Below are 17,130 nucleotides of genomic sequence, written 5' to 3' on the forward strand. Positions count from 1 at the left end.
GATGTACCTCGAACACTTTTCTGCACAGCATTTTCGTAATTTGCAAAACGTTGACGTTGATTTTGATCCAAACGTCAATATTTTTATTGGAAAAAATGCCCAAGGCAAGACTAATTTGCTGGAGGCAATTGCTTTCTTAGCTTTGACGCGGTCGCATCGCACAAGCAATGATCGTGACTTGATTCATTTTGGCGACGAGTTTGCCAATTTAAGCGGTCATATCCAAAAAAGCCAAGTAGCGCTTGATTTGCGGGTGCTAATCAGCAAAAAAGGCAAAAAGGCTTGGATTAACCGGGTTGAACAAGCTAAATTATCCAACTATGTTGGCCAGCTGAATGCGATCTTATTTGCGCCTGGAGACCTGGACTTGATCAAGGGGGCGCCAGCTTTGAGACGGCGCTTTATGGATCAAGAATTTGGACAGGTAAATGCCGAATATCTGTATTATGCAAGCAAGTATCGGCAAGTGCTGCATCAAAAAAACAACTACTTGAAGCAGCTGCAATTAGGACAGGCAAAAGATCGAGTATTTCAAGAAGTATTATCTGATCAACTGGCTGGGGTGGCAGCGGAAGTGATTTTTCGCCGGCGCCGTTTTTTAAGCTTGCTGAATGGTTATGCCCAAGACGCCTATCAGCATATCAGTGAGGCTGGCGAAGAGTTGACAATTAGTTATCAACCCTCGATTGCAACGCTGACCCCAGAAATGGATACTAAGGAACTCTATCAGGCAATTAAGCAGCAATTTAAACAACAAGCTGATGCGGAAGTCCGCAAGGGCACAACGCTAGCGGGCCCTCATCGGGATGATTTGCAATTTCGCTTAGACGACCGCGACGCCCATCTATATGCTTCACAAGGCCAGCAGCGGTCTATCGCCTTGAGTTTGAAGTTGGCAGAAATCCAACTAGTGCATCAATTGACGGATGAGTACCCATTGCTTTTGCTGGATGATGTGATGAGCGAATTGGATCATGATCGGCAACGATCGCTGCTTAATTATATCCATGGCAAGACGCAAACATTTATCACTACCACCGATCTAACTGGAATTTCTTGGGAAATTATCAAACAGCCCAAAGTATATAAAATCTCGCATGGCGAGATTAGTTTTGAAGAAGGAGCACGGAGTTAATGGCTGATCAAAACGAATTGGACAAGGTCAAAAAATACGAAGAAGAAGCCGATAAATACAATGCCAGTCAAATTCAAGTTCTTGGCGGCTTGGAAGCGGTCAGAAAGCGGCCAGGCATGTACATCGGTTCGACTAGTTCGCAAGGCCTGCACCACTTAGTGTGGGAAATTATCGACAATAGTATTGACGAACGGTTGGCTGGTTTTGCAACCAAAATCGAAGTTACTGTCGAAGCAGACGGCTCAGTGACAGTACAAGATGACGGTCGTGGGATTCCAGTAGATATTCAGGCCAAAACAGGTCGGCCAGCTCTAGAAACAGTCTTTACGGTGCTGCACGCCGGGGGTAAGTTCGGCGGTGGCGGATATAAAGTTTCAGGTGGTCTTCACGGGGTAGGTGCTTCAGTAGTTAACGCCTTGTCAACTAAAGTTGAAGTTACCGTAATGCGTGATGGCAAGAAGTACTTTATTGATTTTGACCATGGTCGCGTTAAGGATGAAATGAAACAAATTGGGACGGTTCCCGAAACTGAACACGGAACGATTGTGCATTTTTACCCTGACCCTGACATCTTTACTGAAACCACGACGTTTGATGACAAGATTTTAAAGAATCGGATTCGCGAATTAGCCTTTTTAAACCGTGGCTTGAAGCTGACGTTTACGGATAAGCGAAAAGAAACTGCTGAAACTGATGTTTACCACTACGAAGGCGGGATTCGTGAATACGTTAAATTCCTAGATGAAGGCTCAGAAGTCCTCTTTGATGAACCGATCTACGTCGAAGGCGATTATGACGGCATTAATGTTGAAGTAGCCTTGCAATATACCACTGGCTACAAAACGACGATGCTGACTTTTGCCAACAACATTCACACCTACGAAGGCGGGATGCATGAAGCTGGGTTTAAGACTGCTTTAACCAGAGTAGTTAACGACTATGCTAATAAAGCGAAGATCTTCAAGAGCAAAGATGAGAACTTGTCTGGTGAAGATATCCGGGAAGGGATGACGGCAGTTGTGTCGGTTAAACACCCGGACCCGCAATTTGAAGGGCAGACTAAGACCAAGCTAGGCAATTCAGATGCTCGGACAGCCGTTGACCGGGCGTTCTCTGAGACCTTTAGCCGTTTCTTAATGGAAAACCCAAGCACGGCTAAGAAGATCGTTGAAAAAGGCCAGCTGGCTGAACGTGCCCGCGTAGCCGCTAAGCGTGCGCGGGAAGTTACCCGGAAAAAGTCAGGCCTAGAAATCGCCAACTTGCCGGGCAAATTGGCCGACAACACTTCCAATGACCCTTCAATTTCAGAATTGTTCATCGTCGAAGGGGACTCAGCCGGTGGTAGTGCTAAGCAAGGACGTTCACGCTTAACCCAGGCAATCTTGCCAATTCGGGGGAAGATTTTGAACGTGCAAAAAGCATCGATGGATCGAATTTTGGCTAACCAGGAAATTCGAACTTTATTTACGGCTTTAGGAACTGGCTTTGGTGCCGATTTTGATGTCAACAAGGCTCGCTACCATAAATTGATCATCATGACTGATGCCGATGTCGATGGAGCCCACATTCGGACCCTGCTCCTAACCCTGTTTTACCGCTACATGCGGCCGATGATTGACAAGGGATATGTTTATATCGCCCGTCCACCGCTGTACCAAGTGCGGCAAGGCAAGCTGGTTAAGTATTTGGATACCGATGAAGAACTGCACGACTATTTAGGATCGCTGCAGCCAAGCCCTAAGCCGATTGTGCAACGCTACAAGGGGCTAGGTGAAATGGACCCTGAACAGCTTTGGGAAACGACGATGGATCCAGAAAATCGGCGCTTGGATCGGGTAAGTCCCGAATATGCCAAGGATGCGGATGCCGTCTTTGAAATGCTGATGGGCAATGAAGTTGGCCCACGGCGTGACTTTATTGAACAAAACGCGAAATACGTTGAAAACTTGGATGCCTAGGAGGATTAAATGGATAATCATACTGATGATTTGCGAATCAGAAATGTTGATTTGACGCAAACGATGCGGACCTCCTTCTTGGATTACGCAATGTCGGTTATTGTCGCTCGGGCTTTGCCGGACGTGCGTGACGGGATGAAGCCAGTACAACGGCGGATTCTTTATGGGATGGGCGAATTAGGCGTTACGCCTGATAAACCTTACAAGAAGAGTGCCAGAATTGTTGGGGAAGTTATGGGTAAGTTTCACCCGCACGGTGACTCCTCAATTTATTTAGCGATGGCGCATATGGCCCAAGATTTCAGCTACCGCTACATGCTGGTTGATGGGCACGGAAACTTTGGTTCAATCGATGGTGACCGCCCAGCCGCTATGCGTTATACCGAAGCGCGGATGAGCAAGATTGCCGTTGAAATGATGCGTGACATCAACAAGAATACGGTTGATTGGCAACGTAACTACGATGATACGGAAAATGAACCAGTCGTTTTGCCTGCCAGAATTCCGAACTTGTTGGTAAACGGTGCCAGCGGGATTGCCGTTGGGATGACTACCAATATTCCGCCGCACAACCTGGATGAAGTAATTTCGGGCATTCACTTGTTGATGGAAAACCCAGCTGTCTCAACCAAAGAGCTGATGAAGGCAATTCCTGGTCCGGACTTTCCAACCGGCGGCGTAATCATGGGGCGCAGCGGCATTTATCATGCATACGAAACCGGGCGTGGCAATGTAGTTGTGCGGGCTAAGACCAGCATCGAAGAGGAAAAGAACGGCCGCGAACGGATTGTCGTAACTGAGATTCCGTTCATGGTTAATAAGGCCGAATTGGTTAAAAAGATTGCCGACCTGGCACGTGAACGCACAATCGATGGAATTACCGGCGTGCGCGATGAATCAGACCAGCAGGGGATGCGCATCACGATTGATATTCGCCGGGATGCCAGCGCCAGCGTGGTGTTAAACAACTTGTTTAAAGAAACGCAAATGCAGGCCAACTTCGGGATGAATATGGTCGCAATTGTTGATGGAGCACCGCATTTCTTAACCTTGAAGCAAATGCTGCAAAAGTATTTGGACCACCAAGAAGATGTGGTAACTCGGCGGACTAAGTTCGACTTAGCTAAAGCTGAAGCAAGAGCACACATCTTGGAAGGTTTGCGGATTGCTTTGGACAACATCGACGAAATCGTCCAAATCATCCGCAGCGCGCAAACGGCCGATATTGCCAAGGCAACTTTGATTAGTCGCTTTGGGCTGGATGATAAGCAATCACAAGCAATCTTGGACATGCGGCTGGTACGGTTAACCGGTTTGGAACGTGACAAGGTTGAAGCAGAGTATAAAGAATTATTGGCAAAAATTGCCGATTACAAAGACATTTTGGCTAAACCTGAGCGAATTGATAAGATCATTTACGATGAACTGCTCGACATTCAGAAACGGTTTGGGGACAAGCGTCGGACCCAGATTACGGATAGCGAAGTTGTTTCAATCGAAGATGAAGATTTAATTGAAAAGCAAAACGTATTATTGACCTTAACCCATACTGGTTACATTAAGCGGATGCCAATCAGTGAATTTAAGACCCAAAACCGTGGCGGTAAGGGAATTAAAGGCATGGGCGTGCAAGATGGCGACTTTACGGAAAACTTGATTTACTCAAGCACGCATGACCTGTTGCTGTTCTTTACCAACCTCGGCAAAGTCTATGCCAAGAAGGCCTATGAAATTCCTGAATACAGTCGAACTGCCAAGGGGCTGCCAGTTGTTAACTTGCTGCAGCTGGACAAGGGAGAAACCGTTCAAACGGTAATTAATATCCCTGAAGGCAGAGATGATCACGACTACCTCTTCTTCATCACTAAGATGGGGACGGTTAAGCGGACCAAGGTTAGTGAGTTTGCCAACATTCGAAACAGTGGTTTGATTGCCTTGACTTTGCGTGATGGCGATGAATTGAGCAATGTTTTAACGACTGATGGCGAACAAAACATTTTGATCGGGACCCACCTAGGCTATGCCGCTTCATTCAGTGAAGATCAGGTAAGACCAATGGGACGTAGTGCTGCTGGGGTGCGGGGAATCAACCTGCGCGATGGCGACTATGTCGTCGGCAGCGGCGTAATTCGTCCAGATGATGAAGTCATGGTTATCTCGGAAAAGGGCTATGGCAAGCGGACGGCTGCTTCTGAATACCCAATTAAGGGTCGTGGTACTAAAGGTATCAAGACTGCCAACATTGGTGAAAAGAACGGTCCATTGGCTGGCGTTGCAATCGTAAACAATGACCACGATATTATGGTTGTAACGACTGATGGGATCATGATTCGTTTCAAGACCAGCGATGTTTCACAAACTGGCCGGGCAACGATGGGCGTGCGTTTGATCAAGGTCGATGAAGGCAGTCAAGTTGCTAGTCTGGCAAGTGTGCCAAATGAGGACGAACAGGCTGTAACTGACGACGAAACTGATTCAGCCGACTAGCTTAAAAGTTAAGAAAGTTTAAAGACGACTGAAAAAGCCGAAAAAATTACCACAAATTGCGTATTTGATAATAGAGGAGGAAAAACTCTTCTAGGATCACGTGTAATTTGGTTGGTAATTTTTTCTTTTTCGTGCTAGAATCTTTATTTGTGAGTAATAACCATTACTCCTTGTTCTTAGCACACAGCCAAGAACCATTTAGACCAAAAGGAGGTGCGAAAGTCATGGCAACTACCAAGTATGAAGTAACTTACATCATTAAGCCTGATGTTGATGAAGAATCAAAGAAGGCTCTCGTTGACGGCTACGACAAGGTTGTAGTTAACAACGGTGGTACTATGGTTGAATCCAAGGACTGGGGCAAGCGTCGTTTCGCTTACGAAATCAACAAGTATCGTGAAGGGACTTACCACATTATGACCTTCACTGCTGAAAACGCTGATGCAGTTAACGAATTTGACCGCTTGTCTAAGATCGACAACGCAATTTTGCGTTCAATGACTGTTAAATTAGACAAGTAATATTTAGATCGTGATTTAGGAATTTTAAGGAGGACCTGGGTATGATTAACAGAGTTGTACTTATTGGCCGATTAACACGTGATCCTGAATTACGTACTACTGGGAGTGGGATCTCGGTTGCTACGTTTACTCTTGCCGTTGACCGTCAATACACTAACGCTCAAGGCGAAAGAGGCGCGGACTTTATTCAATGCGTAATTTGGCGTAAAGCAGCAGAAAATTTCTGCCAATACACTAACAAGGGTTCCTTGGTAGGTATTGAAGGCCGGATCCAAACCAGAAATTATGATAATAAGGACGGACAAAGAGTGTATGTGACTGAAGTTGTTGTTGACAACTTCTCCTTCCTCGAATCACGGCGCGACCGTGAAAACCGTTCAGGCAACACTGGATTTAATCCAGGTGGAAGTTCGCAAAATGGCGGCTTCCAGCCTAATAATGGCGGGATGCCATCAGGAAATAATAGTGGTGCTAACAATGCCGGGGGTCAACAGGCTCCAGATCCATTTGCAGGATCAGGCGACACCATTGATATTTCAGATGATGATCTGCCATTCTAAAAATTTTTAGAAAGGACCAAGAGATATGGCTCAACAAAGAAGAGGCGGCCGTCGTCGTCGTAAGGTTGACTACATCGCAGCTAACCACATCGAATACGTTGACTACAAAGACGTTGACTTGTTGAAACGTTTTATCTCAGAAAGAGGTAAAATCTTACCACGTCGTGTCACTGGCACCAGCGCAAAGAACCAACGTTTAGTTGCTAATGCAATTAAGCGTGCACGGATCATGGGCTTATTGCCATTCGTAGCTGAAGACTAAAAAGTCAATAATAAAAACAATAGCAGGACCTGTTCCTGCTATTTTATTTTGCCTGAAAATCCTAGTATAATTGAGACTGATATATTGTGCTTTTGGATAGAAAGGATCTGCATGAAGGCTTTTTTAAAACAGCTTGAGCTTCCTGCTTTCTTGAAAGATTCACGGCTAACCGTGTCGACAGTGTTAATCCTATGTCTATCACTTTTAGGGAGTATTATCGGCCTGATCATCAACCCATTCTTTGGGCTGGCGATGATGCTCATTTTTATTTTAGCTGTCACACTTGTTATTTATGGCGTGTATATCTTGGCAGGAAATGCCAATAATTTCGCAGTTAACTTGTCCTACCGGATTAAACGGAGTGAACAAGAAGCGATGATCAAAATGCCTTTGGGAATTTTGTTATACGATGCTGATCGACAAATTCAATGGGTAAATCCATATTTGCAGCTTTACCTTAAGAGTGATGATTTGATCGGGCACACCATCAAATCAGTCGATGAGGATCTGGATCGCTTGCTTAGCGAGGCGCTGGAAGCCCAGACATCAGAGAATCATGTTATAACTTGGGATAATCACCGTTTTGAAATGGTGGTGCAGGATGATTTGGGAGTTATCTACCTCCTGGATATTACCCGCTATGCCAAGATTGAAGATAAATATTACGCTGAACAATTGGCAATTGGTCAAGTTTTCATCGATAATTACGATGAATTGAGCGAATCGATGCATGACCAAGATTTAACCAGTATGAGCTCGTATATCCAGACGACTTTGGGAAATTATGCTAAGAAATTTAATTCCTATCTCAAACGGATTGATGAAGAGCACTTTATCTGGCTAAGTCACGTTCAAGATTTAAGTCGGATGCGGAAAGACAAGTTTTCAGTGTTGGACAAGGTTCGGCAAGAAACTAGTCGCCAGAATACTCCGCTGACTTTATCAATTGGGATTGCCTACGGCAGCGATTCAATTACCGAAGTTGCTAATCAAGCCCAATCAAACTTAGATTTGGCTTTAGGCCGAGGGGGCGACCAGGTAGTATTACGGGCTCCTGGCAAAGATGCGCACTTCTACGGCGGAAAAAGCAACCCAATGGCTAAACGTACCCGGGTCCGTGCTCGGATGGTCTCACAGGCTGTCAGCGAGTTATTTAAGGATGCAGATCAAGTCTTTGTAGTGGGCCATAAGCGCCCTGATATGGACTCGATCGGCAGCGGGATTGGCATTGTCCGGATTGCCCGTCTGCATGGAGTTAAGGCTAATTTTGTTTTAGATACCAGCCAGACTAGCTATGATGTAGGACGGTTGGTTGCCCGCATGTCCAAGTCTGACAAGGACAATGATATTTTTATTAATCCGACAGTTGCTTTGAATCAGGTAACTGACAAGTCCTTGCTAGTCATGGTTGACCACTCTAAGCATTCGATTACTTATGATCCGGAGCTATATGATCGCCTGAAGAATCGCATTATTGTCATTGACCACCACCGGCGGGGAGAAGAATTCCCGGAAAACCCTATGCTGACCTATGTTGAGCCATATGCTTCATCGGCTTGTGAGCTGGTAACAGAAATGATAGAGTATCAACAGCCTGGTGGCGGCAAGAAGATCCTGACCGACTTAGATGCTACGGCGATGTTGGCGGGGATCGTGGTTGACTCGAAAGAATTCTCCCTGCGGACCGGTACCAGAACATTCGATGCTGCCAGTTATTTACGCTCAATTGGGGCAAATTCAACGCTTGTCAGCGACTTGCTCAAAGAAGATATTAATAGCTTCATGGAGCGAACCAGGTTGGTGGCGTCGCTTAAAATGGAACGTCCCCACATGGCAGTTATTTGTGGGGCAGACGACGAAGTGATCGATTCGGTTTTGACCGCCCAAGCAGCAGACACGGCACTAGATTTGAAAGATGTAGGTGCCAGCTTTGTAATTACGCGGCGCAGTCAAGATACTATCGGCATTTCAGCGCGGTCTATGGGCAAAATTAACGTTCAGCTGATTATGGAAAAGCTGGGCGGCGGTGGTCACTTATCTAATGCGGCAACCCAAATTAAGGGTAAGACCGTAGCTGAAGCCCATAAGTTGCTGCTGGCGGCGATTGATGAATATGAAAAAGAAAATGAATAATACAAAGGAGCAGACAAATGAAGGTTATTTTCACACAAGACGTTAGAGGTCGCGGTAAGCGCGGAGAAGTCAAAAATGTACCAGATGGGTATGCTAACAACTTTTTGATTAAAAGAGGTTTGGCTAAGCCAGCTACTTCCGGAAACTTAAACACTTTAAAGCGGATTGAAGCCAATGAAAAGGCAGCTTATGAAGCTGACAAGGCTGAAGCTGAAAAGATCAAGCAAATTTTAGAAAAAGACGAAACGGTAGTTAACTTCAAGAGCAAGGCGGGAACCGATGCGCGCTTGTTTGGCTCAATTTCCAGCAAACGGATTGTTGAAGGACTGGAAGAGCAATACGGGATCAAAGTTGATAAGCGTAAGTTAGTTTTGCCAGAACCCATCAAGGCTTTGGGTTACACTAACGTCCCGGTGAAGCTGTTTAAGGGTGTCGAAGGTACAATCAAAGTACATATCGTAGAAGAATAATTTAGGCTAAATCATGGACAACATTGTTTCACAACAAGTACCGCACGACTCGGATGCAGAAAAAGCCGTCCTGGGGGCAATTTTTATTGATCCTAAAGTAATTGCTGATGCGGAAGGTGAGGTTGCTCCTGAAGATTTTTATACGCGTGCAAATCAGCTCATCTTCCAAGCGATGCTTGATTTGGCCGATGATGAAAAGGGCATCGACTTATTAACCTTACAAAATTTATTAAAAGAACGGAATCAACTGGAAGATATAGGCGGTATTGCTTATGTTGCAGAATTAGCAGTTGCTACGCCAACTCCGACTCACGTTGTCTACTATGCTAAAATTGTCCATCAAAAGGCCCTTTTGCGCCGGCTAATCGGTGCGAGCCAGAATATCATTTCTGCTGCAATGGAAGGGTCAGATGACGTTACCGATATTTTAGACAATGCCGAAACACAGATCATGAATGTTTCTTCTGACAGCAGCACGGCTGGCTTTAGGAAAATTTCTGATTTGGTGGGCAACGTCGTCAAAGAAATTGGTAAGGCAGCTGAACAGGATAAGACGGTTACGGGGTTGCCAACCGGCTTTGAGGGACTAGATCATTTGACAACTGGTTTCCATGATGATGAATTGATTATTTTAGCTGCTCGTCCAGGTGTTGGGAAAACTGCCTTTGCCTTAAACATCGCACAATATGTGGGATTGCATACTGATAAATCAGCGGCAATGTTTTCGCTAGAAATGAGTGGGGAGCAATTGGTGCAAAGAATGATTGCTTCTGAAGGTTTGATTGACTCGCAGCATTTGCGGACCGGACAACTTGATGAAGGCGAGTGGCAAAAACTGCTTGCAGCTGGCGAATCTTTAGGTAGGGCTGATATTTATATTGATGATACTGCCGGGATTAAGATGAGCGAGCTGCGGGCGAGAGCTCGGCGTTTGGCTAAAGAAGATAAAAATTTGGGCTTGATCATTATCGACTATTTGCAGCTGATCGAAGGACCAAGATCTGAATCACGCCAACAAGAAGTTTCCGCAATTTCTCGGCAATTGAAAAAGTTAGCTAAAGAGCTGCATCTGCCAGTTATTGCCCTCTCGCAGTTGTCACGGTCGGTTGAACAACGGCAAGACCGGCGACCAATTTTAAGTGACTTGCGGGAATCAGGTTCAATTGAACAGGATGCCGATATTGTTAGTTTCTTGTATCGGGATGACTATTACCGAGATGAAGAGGGCGATGGCGATGATCAAAAAGCGCCTGAGCCAGGGGAAGACGATAATGGCGAGGTTGAGGTTATCGTTGAAAAGAACCGTTCAGGTAGCCGAGGCACCGTTAAATTGATGTTTTCCAAGCCGTACAACCGTTTTTCAAATTTGGATACGCATCACGATCCTGCGGATGCATAATGAAAGGTCTGTCAATTGGCAGGCCTTTTATTTTGGTATTTTTATGAAAGCCTTTACATATAGACGGACTGTTAAGTATAATAAAACACAGAGACTTTAAGCTGAGAGTGAGGCAGAAGAAGATGGCAGAAAAGTTATATGGCAGTATAGAAGCTGGTGGGACTAAGTTTATCGTAGCTGTTGCCGGAGAAGATGATCAAGTTACCGCGCAAGAGCGGGTAAAAACTGAAGATCCGCAAACTACTGTGGCCAATTGCGTCAAGTTTTTTAAGCAATATGATCTAGCAGGATTGGGAATTGGCACCTTTGGACCAATTGATATCAACCCTAATTCGCCAACTTTTGGCTACATCAAAAAGACCCCAAAGCCTGGTTGGAGCAACTTTGACCTGCAGGGTGAATTTGAACGGCAATTGCAGGTACCGGTCAAGATGACCACGGATGTAAATGCATCAGTCTATGGCGAATATATTGCTCGTGGCCGCCGAAATGATCAGACCTTGTTCTATGTAACGATTGGCACCGGTATTGGTGGAGGGATGCTGCAAGCTGGCAAGTTTATCGGCTTGAACAACCATCCAGAATTGGGACACATGACAGCTCGTAAGCATCCTGATGATGACTATGCCGGCGGGTGTCCATTCCATGGGGATCGCTGTTTTGAAGGCCTGGCAGCTGGCCCTACATTAGAAGGGCGAACTGGAATTGCAGGCGAAAAACTCCCACGCGACCATCAAGTATTTAAGTTCATTCGTTACTACGTTGCGCAGCTTTTATTTGATGTTTACCTAACTACGAGAGCAGATGTTTTAATTGTGGGCGGATCAGTTTTAAACGAAGCAGATATGCCAGAAGTTCGGCGCGATTTTGCGGAACTGATGAACGGCTACCTAGACGTGCCCGACTTAGAGCAATTAATTGTGCGGCCAGCAGTTGCAGATAACGGCTCAGCTACCTTAGGTGATTTTGAACTAGCAAAATTAGCTGCTAAATAATGTCAGAAGTCAAAGTAAAGATAAGAAAAATAAACAACACACAAAACGGAGCAAAATAGCAATCGGCTATCTTGCTCCGTCTTTTTTGTTTCATGTGAAACTATTTTTTCTTAGGCGCCGGCAGTTGCTTTTGGGCATACTTGGGATCATAGAATTCGAAGAAAACCGGTGCCTTCTTGGAATCATTGCTCTTGGGATATCTATCAAAAAGCGAATTGCCAAAAGGAGCAATATTTTTACGGTAGCTCTCCCAAATATCGCCAAACATTGCTAATAAGACTTGGCGTACTTCTGGATCCATCGACATCAGAATGCGACTAAACCGATATGTACCTGTAAGCTTGCCGCCAAACTGGTTTACATCCTTGATATTATAGTTCTCAAAGGTGTCGAACATCGATGGAAAAACTTCGCTGCGTTTAGCCACAGGAATTGTGTGATTGAAGTGAATCAAAGCATGGCGCAGCATTCTAGCAGTTGGCGATAAGCCTTCCGCCAGCACAAAGCTATCGCGGCCAACGCTCCACCGACGTGGATCATGTTGCTGGTGAAAAGGCACGGTACACTTAACCACTAGGGTTCGTTCTGGATGGTCAAGCATGGTCCCGATTGTTGAAGATTCAGGAATGTAAGTCTTCATTTTTGGCATGGCCCGTTGAAAACTAGGGGAGCTGGCAACCTGATAGTAGAAGCCCGGCCCGTCAAAATTGTAAGCCCGAATAACGCGGTCTTGGATTTCAGGAATAACCACGCTTAGCGCATAACAGGCGAAATTGCCGCCCTTACTGTGCCCGGTCAGATAGATGCGGTCATTAGGAAAACGGGCAGCGATGTCTTTTAAGTAAGAGGCTGCAACATCCTGTCCATAAACTTCTGGCATGTAGTTCATATTAAAATCTTCATTCCAGCCAATCATCGTGCTGTCTGTCCCACGATAGGTGATTAGGATGGTGCTAGAATCAATCCGAAAAGTTGCCGCATTAAATTGCAAGGGCACGGGATCTTTTTCCATGCGGTTGGTCCAGTCTAATATTTTTACCTCGCCAAACCGGGGAGATTGTGGCAAGAGCAGGATTTCTGTGGCTGTTTCACCATGCATCTGCACTTGGAAAGAAGGCAATTTGGCAAGCTTGCTCGCAGCTTCACCAAGCGTATGGCCTACGGCAGTATGGTCAATTGGTAAATATGAAATGCTGGCAAATAACGATGCATCAACGCTGTTAAGCGGATGGATCGAGTCAAATGGCAAATCGCCCCGCCAGCGTAAGTAATCAAGAGATGTCGACATAATGGTTCAAAGCTCCTCCTTTCAACTATCGATGTATATTTATTATTCTAACAGTTATAGATTCAAAGAGAGTCAAAAAATAGCAAAAAGCTTGTTAAAACCTTTACAATCGTTTTATTTGTATTTCTAAAAAAACGTGTGCATAATATACTTATAGAAATGTAAGCGCTAACTTATTTTTGGAAAGAAGTGTTAGGATATGACCCAAAATAATAGCACAGTACAAGTTGTTGATGTAAATAAAGCCAAAGATCAAGCTTATATTTTATGGTTTGACGAATTGAAGCGTGAAGACGTAGCGCTGGTTGGCGGAAAGTCCTCCTCTTTAGGTGAACTGACTTCCGGCACTAACGTTCCCGTACCTTATGGCTTTGCGACGACAGCAGCCGCTTACCGACACTTTATGGCCGTAACTGGCTGTAATACCAAGGTTAATGCCTTGCTTGCCAGTTTAAAGGATCCCGAGAATTCAGATGAACTTCATCGCATCTGCAGCCAAATTCGAAAGATCATTGTTAATGCCAAGATGCCAGAAGACTTAGCTAGCCAAATTGAAGCCGGCTACAATAACCTGGCTAAAAAGATGGGCGAGAATGAACCGTTTGTTGCAGTTCGCTCCAGCGCTACGGCAGAAGACTTGCCAGATGCTTCCTTTGCTGGCCAGCAAGATACTTATCTAAACGTTCATGGCAGAAGCGAAGTCGTTAAGAAAGTTCAAGAATGCTACGCTTCATTGTTTACCGACCGGGCAACTTATTACCGGATTAAGCAGAACTTCCCGCAAGAAAAAGTAGCTCTTTCAGCAGCTATTCAAATGATGGCCTTCTCTAAGGCTGCCGGGGTGATGTTTACCGTTAATGTCGCTACTGGTGACGACAGCAAGGTCATGATTGAAGGATCATGGGGCTTAGGCGAATATATCGTTCAAGGTACCGTAACGCCAGACAACTACGTAGTCGACAAGTCCAGCATGACTATCAGCGACAAGACCATTACCAAGAAAAACATTGAATTGACTCGTCTTCCAGGCGGTGGGGTAGAACAGAAGAATGTTCCAGCTGAGATGGTAGACAAGCCGGTTTTGACCGATGAACAAGTCATTGAGCTTGCTGGCTATGCAAAGCAAATTGAAAAGCACTATGGCTGTTACATGGACATGGAATGGTCACTGGATCAAAACAATAAATTATGGTTGGTGCAAGCTCGTCCAGAAACCGTTTGGTCACAAAAGAAGAAGAACGGTGACAAGCCGACAGCTGCAGCTGCAAGCAGTACTAGCAGCGAGAATAAAGTTTTGGTAAGAGGTTTGCCAGCCAGCCCAGGCATTGCCAGCGGCAAAGTTCACGTAATTGATGACCCTAAAGACATTGATCAATTCAAGCAGGGCGAAATTTTGGTAACCCTGATGACTTCGCCAGACTGGGTACCAGCCATGAAGAAGGCTGCAGCCATCATTACCAACAACGGCGGTATGACTTGCCACGCAGCTATTGTTTCACGTGAAATGCAAATTCCATGTATCGTGGGGACTAGCAGCCGCGGGGCAAGCGCTACTAAGATTCTGAAGACGGGACAAGATGTCACTGTTGATGCCAAGAACGGTGTTGTTTATGACGGGATTGTCGAAGAAATCGTGCACCCGCACAAGGACAATGAAGCTCCAGCTGCTACAGCCGTGGCAGCTGAATACTTCCCGCCAACAGCCACCAAGGTCATGATGAACTTGGGAGACCCCGACTTGGCAGAACGCTATTCTAAGCTTCCTGCCGATGGAATCGGCTTAATGCGGGAAGAGTTCTTGTGGACTACTTACATCCATCAGCATCCGCTATACTTGATTGAAACTGGTCATCCAGAGCGAGTAGTTAACGAACTCGCAAACGGGATCAGCAAGGTAGCCCGGGCGATGGCACCACGTCCAGTAGTTCTGCGGTTCTCAGACTTCAAGTCAGGAGAATACCGGAACTTAAAGGGCGGGGAAAAGTATGAACCACATGAACCAGCCGACCTGCTTGGCTGGCGTGGGGCATCCAGATATTATGACCCTAAGTACATCAATGCCTTTAAACTCGAATTGAAGGCTGTTAAGAAGGTAAGAGACGAGTACGGCTTGACTAACCTTAACGTCATGATTCCGTTCTGCAGAACGACTGATGAGGCTCGCAAAGTCATTAACATCATGAGAGATGAAGGACTTGAACGCAGCGAAGACTTTAAGGTTTACATGATGGCTGAAATTCCATCAAACATCATCTTAGCCGACAAGTTCAACCAATACATTGACGGCTACTCGATCGGTTCAAACGACTTGACGATGCTTATTTTGGGCTGTGACCGCAACAACGATACGGTATCGCGGCTGTTTGATGAACGCAACTTGGCAGTTAAGCGGGCAATTCGCCACTTAATTAAAGTTGCTCATAAAGATGGCAAGACCGTTTCAATCTGTGGTCAAGCTCCATCTGAATACCCAGAATTTACCGAGTTCTTGGTTCGTTCAGGTATCGACTATGTTTCTGTTAACCCAGACATGGTCAAGGAAACTAAGCGGAATGTTGCCCACTATGAACAGCGGATTTTGCTCGACCAGGCTACTGGCTTAGGCAGACAAGACCCAGAAGACTACGAATGGTAGGCAATAAGGATTTTCAAAACTCATGATTTTGTTCCTAGATTTTAGGACGAAAAAGGGCTGCTCCAAGTGGAGCAGCCTTTTTTCGCTTTTTATGTCAATTACATTCCCCCGCGGGTGTAAGAAATCCGTTTGATATCTGGATATTTCCGCAGAGCCATAATAATTTCGTTTTCATCCTTCTTGTTGTTAATGACACCATCGGCATTAAAGATAATTTTTTCGTCACTCACATCAAGAATTTTTACTGAGATTGACTCAACTTCATTCTCCTGCAGCTCTTCCTGAATCTTAGAAAGAACATGCGGTTTATTCACGGCTTCAATCTGAATATTAAACCGAACCCGTCTGATAATTACATCCATCAAATTATCATGGAAGATTCGTTGAATAAAGAAGAGGAAGAGAGTGGCCATAATCCCGATGGCGTACATTCCGGCACCAATGGCCGTACCAATCGCAGCAGTTGCCCAAACCCCAGCAGCGGTTGTCAAACCAGAGATCTGTTCTCGGCGAACGAGGATTGTACCAGCGCCGATAAAGGAAATACCAGTAACGATTTGCGCGGCAATTCTGGATGGGTCCAGAGCAATATTATCCATTTTCAAAATATCGTAAAAACCATATTTTGATACGATCATAAACAGCGCAGAGGCGATGGCGACTACGATGTGGGTCCGGACACCGGCACTCTTACGTTGAATGGCCCGCTCGTAACCGATTAGCGCCCCACAAATCGCCGCGATAACGATCCGAGCCAACCAATCGAGTTGAATTAGCCAATTACTTGCAGTTACCATGTAATCACGCTTTCTATTAAAGTTATAAAAATGATCCTGTGTACTATTGTACTGCTTTTACGGAATTTTGATTGGCTGGGAGACTTTTTTGAAAAAAAATCAAATTATACTTGCACTCTTATCTCGTATCATGTATTATTATTTATGTTGTTGAGATCACAACGCTGACTTAGCTCAGTTGGCAGAGCACCTCACTAGTAATGAGGAGGTCGAAGGTTCGAACCCTTTAGTCAGCATTTAAAAGAATTATCAAGTTTGATTGGCCTTTATTTATCAACGTTTTACGAAGATGAATGAAGGTTGATTTTTTTGCGTAAAAGTAATTTTGGCACATGATTTGGAACACAAATTAAAGTATGTTCCACGAAGTAATTTTTTGAGCAGAATAAGAGTTGATATGGCGGGCTTAAAGCCTGCTTTTTTGATGTGCTGTAAAAGTTATGCATAATATGGATGAGATTGTATTATTTCTTAATCATGTAGAACGTAA

Annotated in this window: 13 protein-coding genes and 1 tRNA gene; 12 read left to right on the forward strand and 2 right to left on the reverse strand. The window is 45.1% G+C overall.

The genetic code is table 11. The features are described 5' to 3' along the window. Position 1: 1 nt before the first annotated feature. The 10 genes from recF to KI210_RS02140 all read left to right on the forward strand — a co-directional run bounded on the left by recF (position 2) and on the right by KI210_RS02140 (position 11,920). Positions 2-1,135 carry a DNA replication/repair protein RecF gene (recF, locus tag KI210_RS02095; RefSeq protein WP_212780234.1) on the forward strand — a complete coding sequence of 378 codons (1,134 nt, stop codon included), beginning with the start codon at positions 2-4 and terminating at the stop codon, positions 1,133-1,135. Then, the gene (gene gyrB, locus KI210_RS02100) at positions 1,135-3,093 is read left to right on the forward strand and encodes a DNA topoisomerase (ATP-hydrolyzing) subunit B (protein WP_212780235.1); all 1,959 of its coding nucleotides are present in this window, start codon (positions 1,135-1,137) and stop codon (positions 3,091-3,093) included. Before recF ends, gyrB begins: the two co-directional genes overlap by 1 nt. Positions 3,094-3,102: 9 nt before the next feature. Continuing rightward, a complete protein-coding gene (gyrA, locus tag KI210_RS02105) occupies positions 3,103-5,580 on the forward strand; it encodes a DNA gyrase subunit A (RefSeq protein ID WP_212780236.1) in 2,478 nt (825 codons plus the stop codon). Positions 5,581-5,804: 224 nt separating this feature from the next. Further along, on the forward strand, positions 5,805-6,101 hold the full coding sequence (gene rpsF / locus KI210_RS02110) for a 30S ribosomal protein S6 (RefSeq protein WP_212780237.1): 297 nt from the start codon (positions 5,805-5,807) through the stop codon (positions 6,099-6,101). 41 nt (positions 6,102-6,142) lie between these two features. Beyond that, positions 6,143-6,661 (forward strand): single-stranded DNA-binding protein, encoded by a 519-nt coding sequence (ssb, locus tag KI210_RS02115; protein WP_212780238.1) that lies wholly within the window; start codon positions 6,143-6,145, stop codon positions 6,659-6,661. 25 nt (positions 6,662-6,686) lie between these two features. Beyond that, positions 6,687-6,923: a 30S ribosomal protein S18 gene (gene rpsR / locus KI210_RS02120; protein ID WP_212780239.1), complete on the forward strand. Its 237-nt coding sequence runs from the start codon at positions 6,687-6,689 to the stop codon at positions 6,921-6,923. Between the two features lie 111 nt (positions 6,924-7,034). After that, positions 7,035-9,056: a DHH family phosphoesterase gene (locus tag KI210_RS02125; RefSeq protein ID WP_212780240.1), complete on the forward strand. Its 2,022-nt coding sequence runs from the start codon at positions 7,035-7,037 to the stop codon at positions 9,054-9,056. A 17-nt stretch (positions 9,057-9,073) separates the two neighbouring features. Further along, on the forward strand, positions 9,074-9,526 hold the full coding sequence (gene rplI / locus KI210_RS02130) for a 50S ribosomal protein L9 (RefSeq protein ID WP_212780241.1): 453 nt from the start codon (positions 9,074-9,076) through the stop codon (positions 9,524-9,526). 13 nt (positions 9,527-9,539) lie between these two features. Further along, positions 9,540-10,925 (forward strand): replicative DNA helicase, encoded by a 1,386-nt coding sequence (gene dnaB, locus KI210_RS02135; protein WP_212780242.1) that lies wholly within the window; start codon positions 9,540-9,542, stop codon positions 10,923-10,925. Between the two features lie 122 nt (positions 10,926-11,047). Next, complete coding sequence (locus tag KI210_RS02140; RefSeq protein ID WP_212780243.1) at positions 11,048-11,920, forward strand: ROK family protein; 873 nt, start codon at positions 11,048-11,050, stop codon at positions 11,918-11,920. Between the two features lie 100 nt (positions 11,921-12,020). Here the strand turns inward: KI210_RS02140 and KI210_RS02145 are convergent, their stop codons facing one another. Beyond that, positions 12,021-13,208 (reverse strand): DUF2974 domain-containing protein, encoded by a 1,188-nt coding sequence (locus KI210_RS02145; protein ID WP_212780244.1) that lies wholly within the window; start codon positions 13,206-13,208, stop codon positions 12,021-12,023. A 199-nt stretch (positions 13,209-13,407) separates the two neighbouring features. On the opposite strand from KI210_RS02145, the gene ppsA reads away from it, so the two are divergent. Beyond that, on the forward strand, positions 13,408-15,843 hold the full coding sequence (ppsA, locus tag KI210_RS02150) for a phosphoenolpyruvate synthase (protein ID WP_212780245.1): 2,436 nt from the start codon (positions 13,408-13,410) through the stop codon (positions 15,841-15,843). 98 nt (positions 15,844-15,941) lie between these two features. Here the strand turns inward: ppsA and KI210_RS02155 are convergent, their stop codons facing one another. Beyond that, positions 15,942-16,640, reverse strand: coding sequence for an MgtC/SapB family protein (locus tag KI210_RS02155; protein ID WP_212780246.1), 699 nt, complete (start codon positions 16,638-16,640; stop codon positions 15,942-15,944). A gap of 163 nt (positions 16,641-16,803) precedes the next feature. On the opposite strand from KI210_RS02155, the gene KI210_RS02160 reads away from it, so the two are divergent. After that, positions 16,804-16,876: transfer RNA gene (locus tag KI210_RS02160), tRNA-Thr, on the forward strand. Positions 16,877-17,130: the final 254 nt, after the last annotated feature.

The sequence above is a fragment of the Lactobacillus corticis genome (assembly GCF_018327645.1).
Taxonomy (GTDB): Bacteria; Bacillota; Bacilli; order Lactobacillales; family Lactobacillaceae; genus Lactobacillus; species Lactobacillus corticis.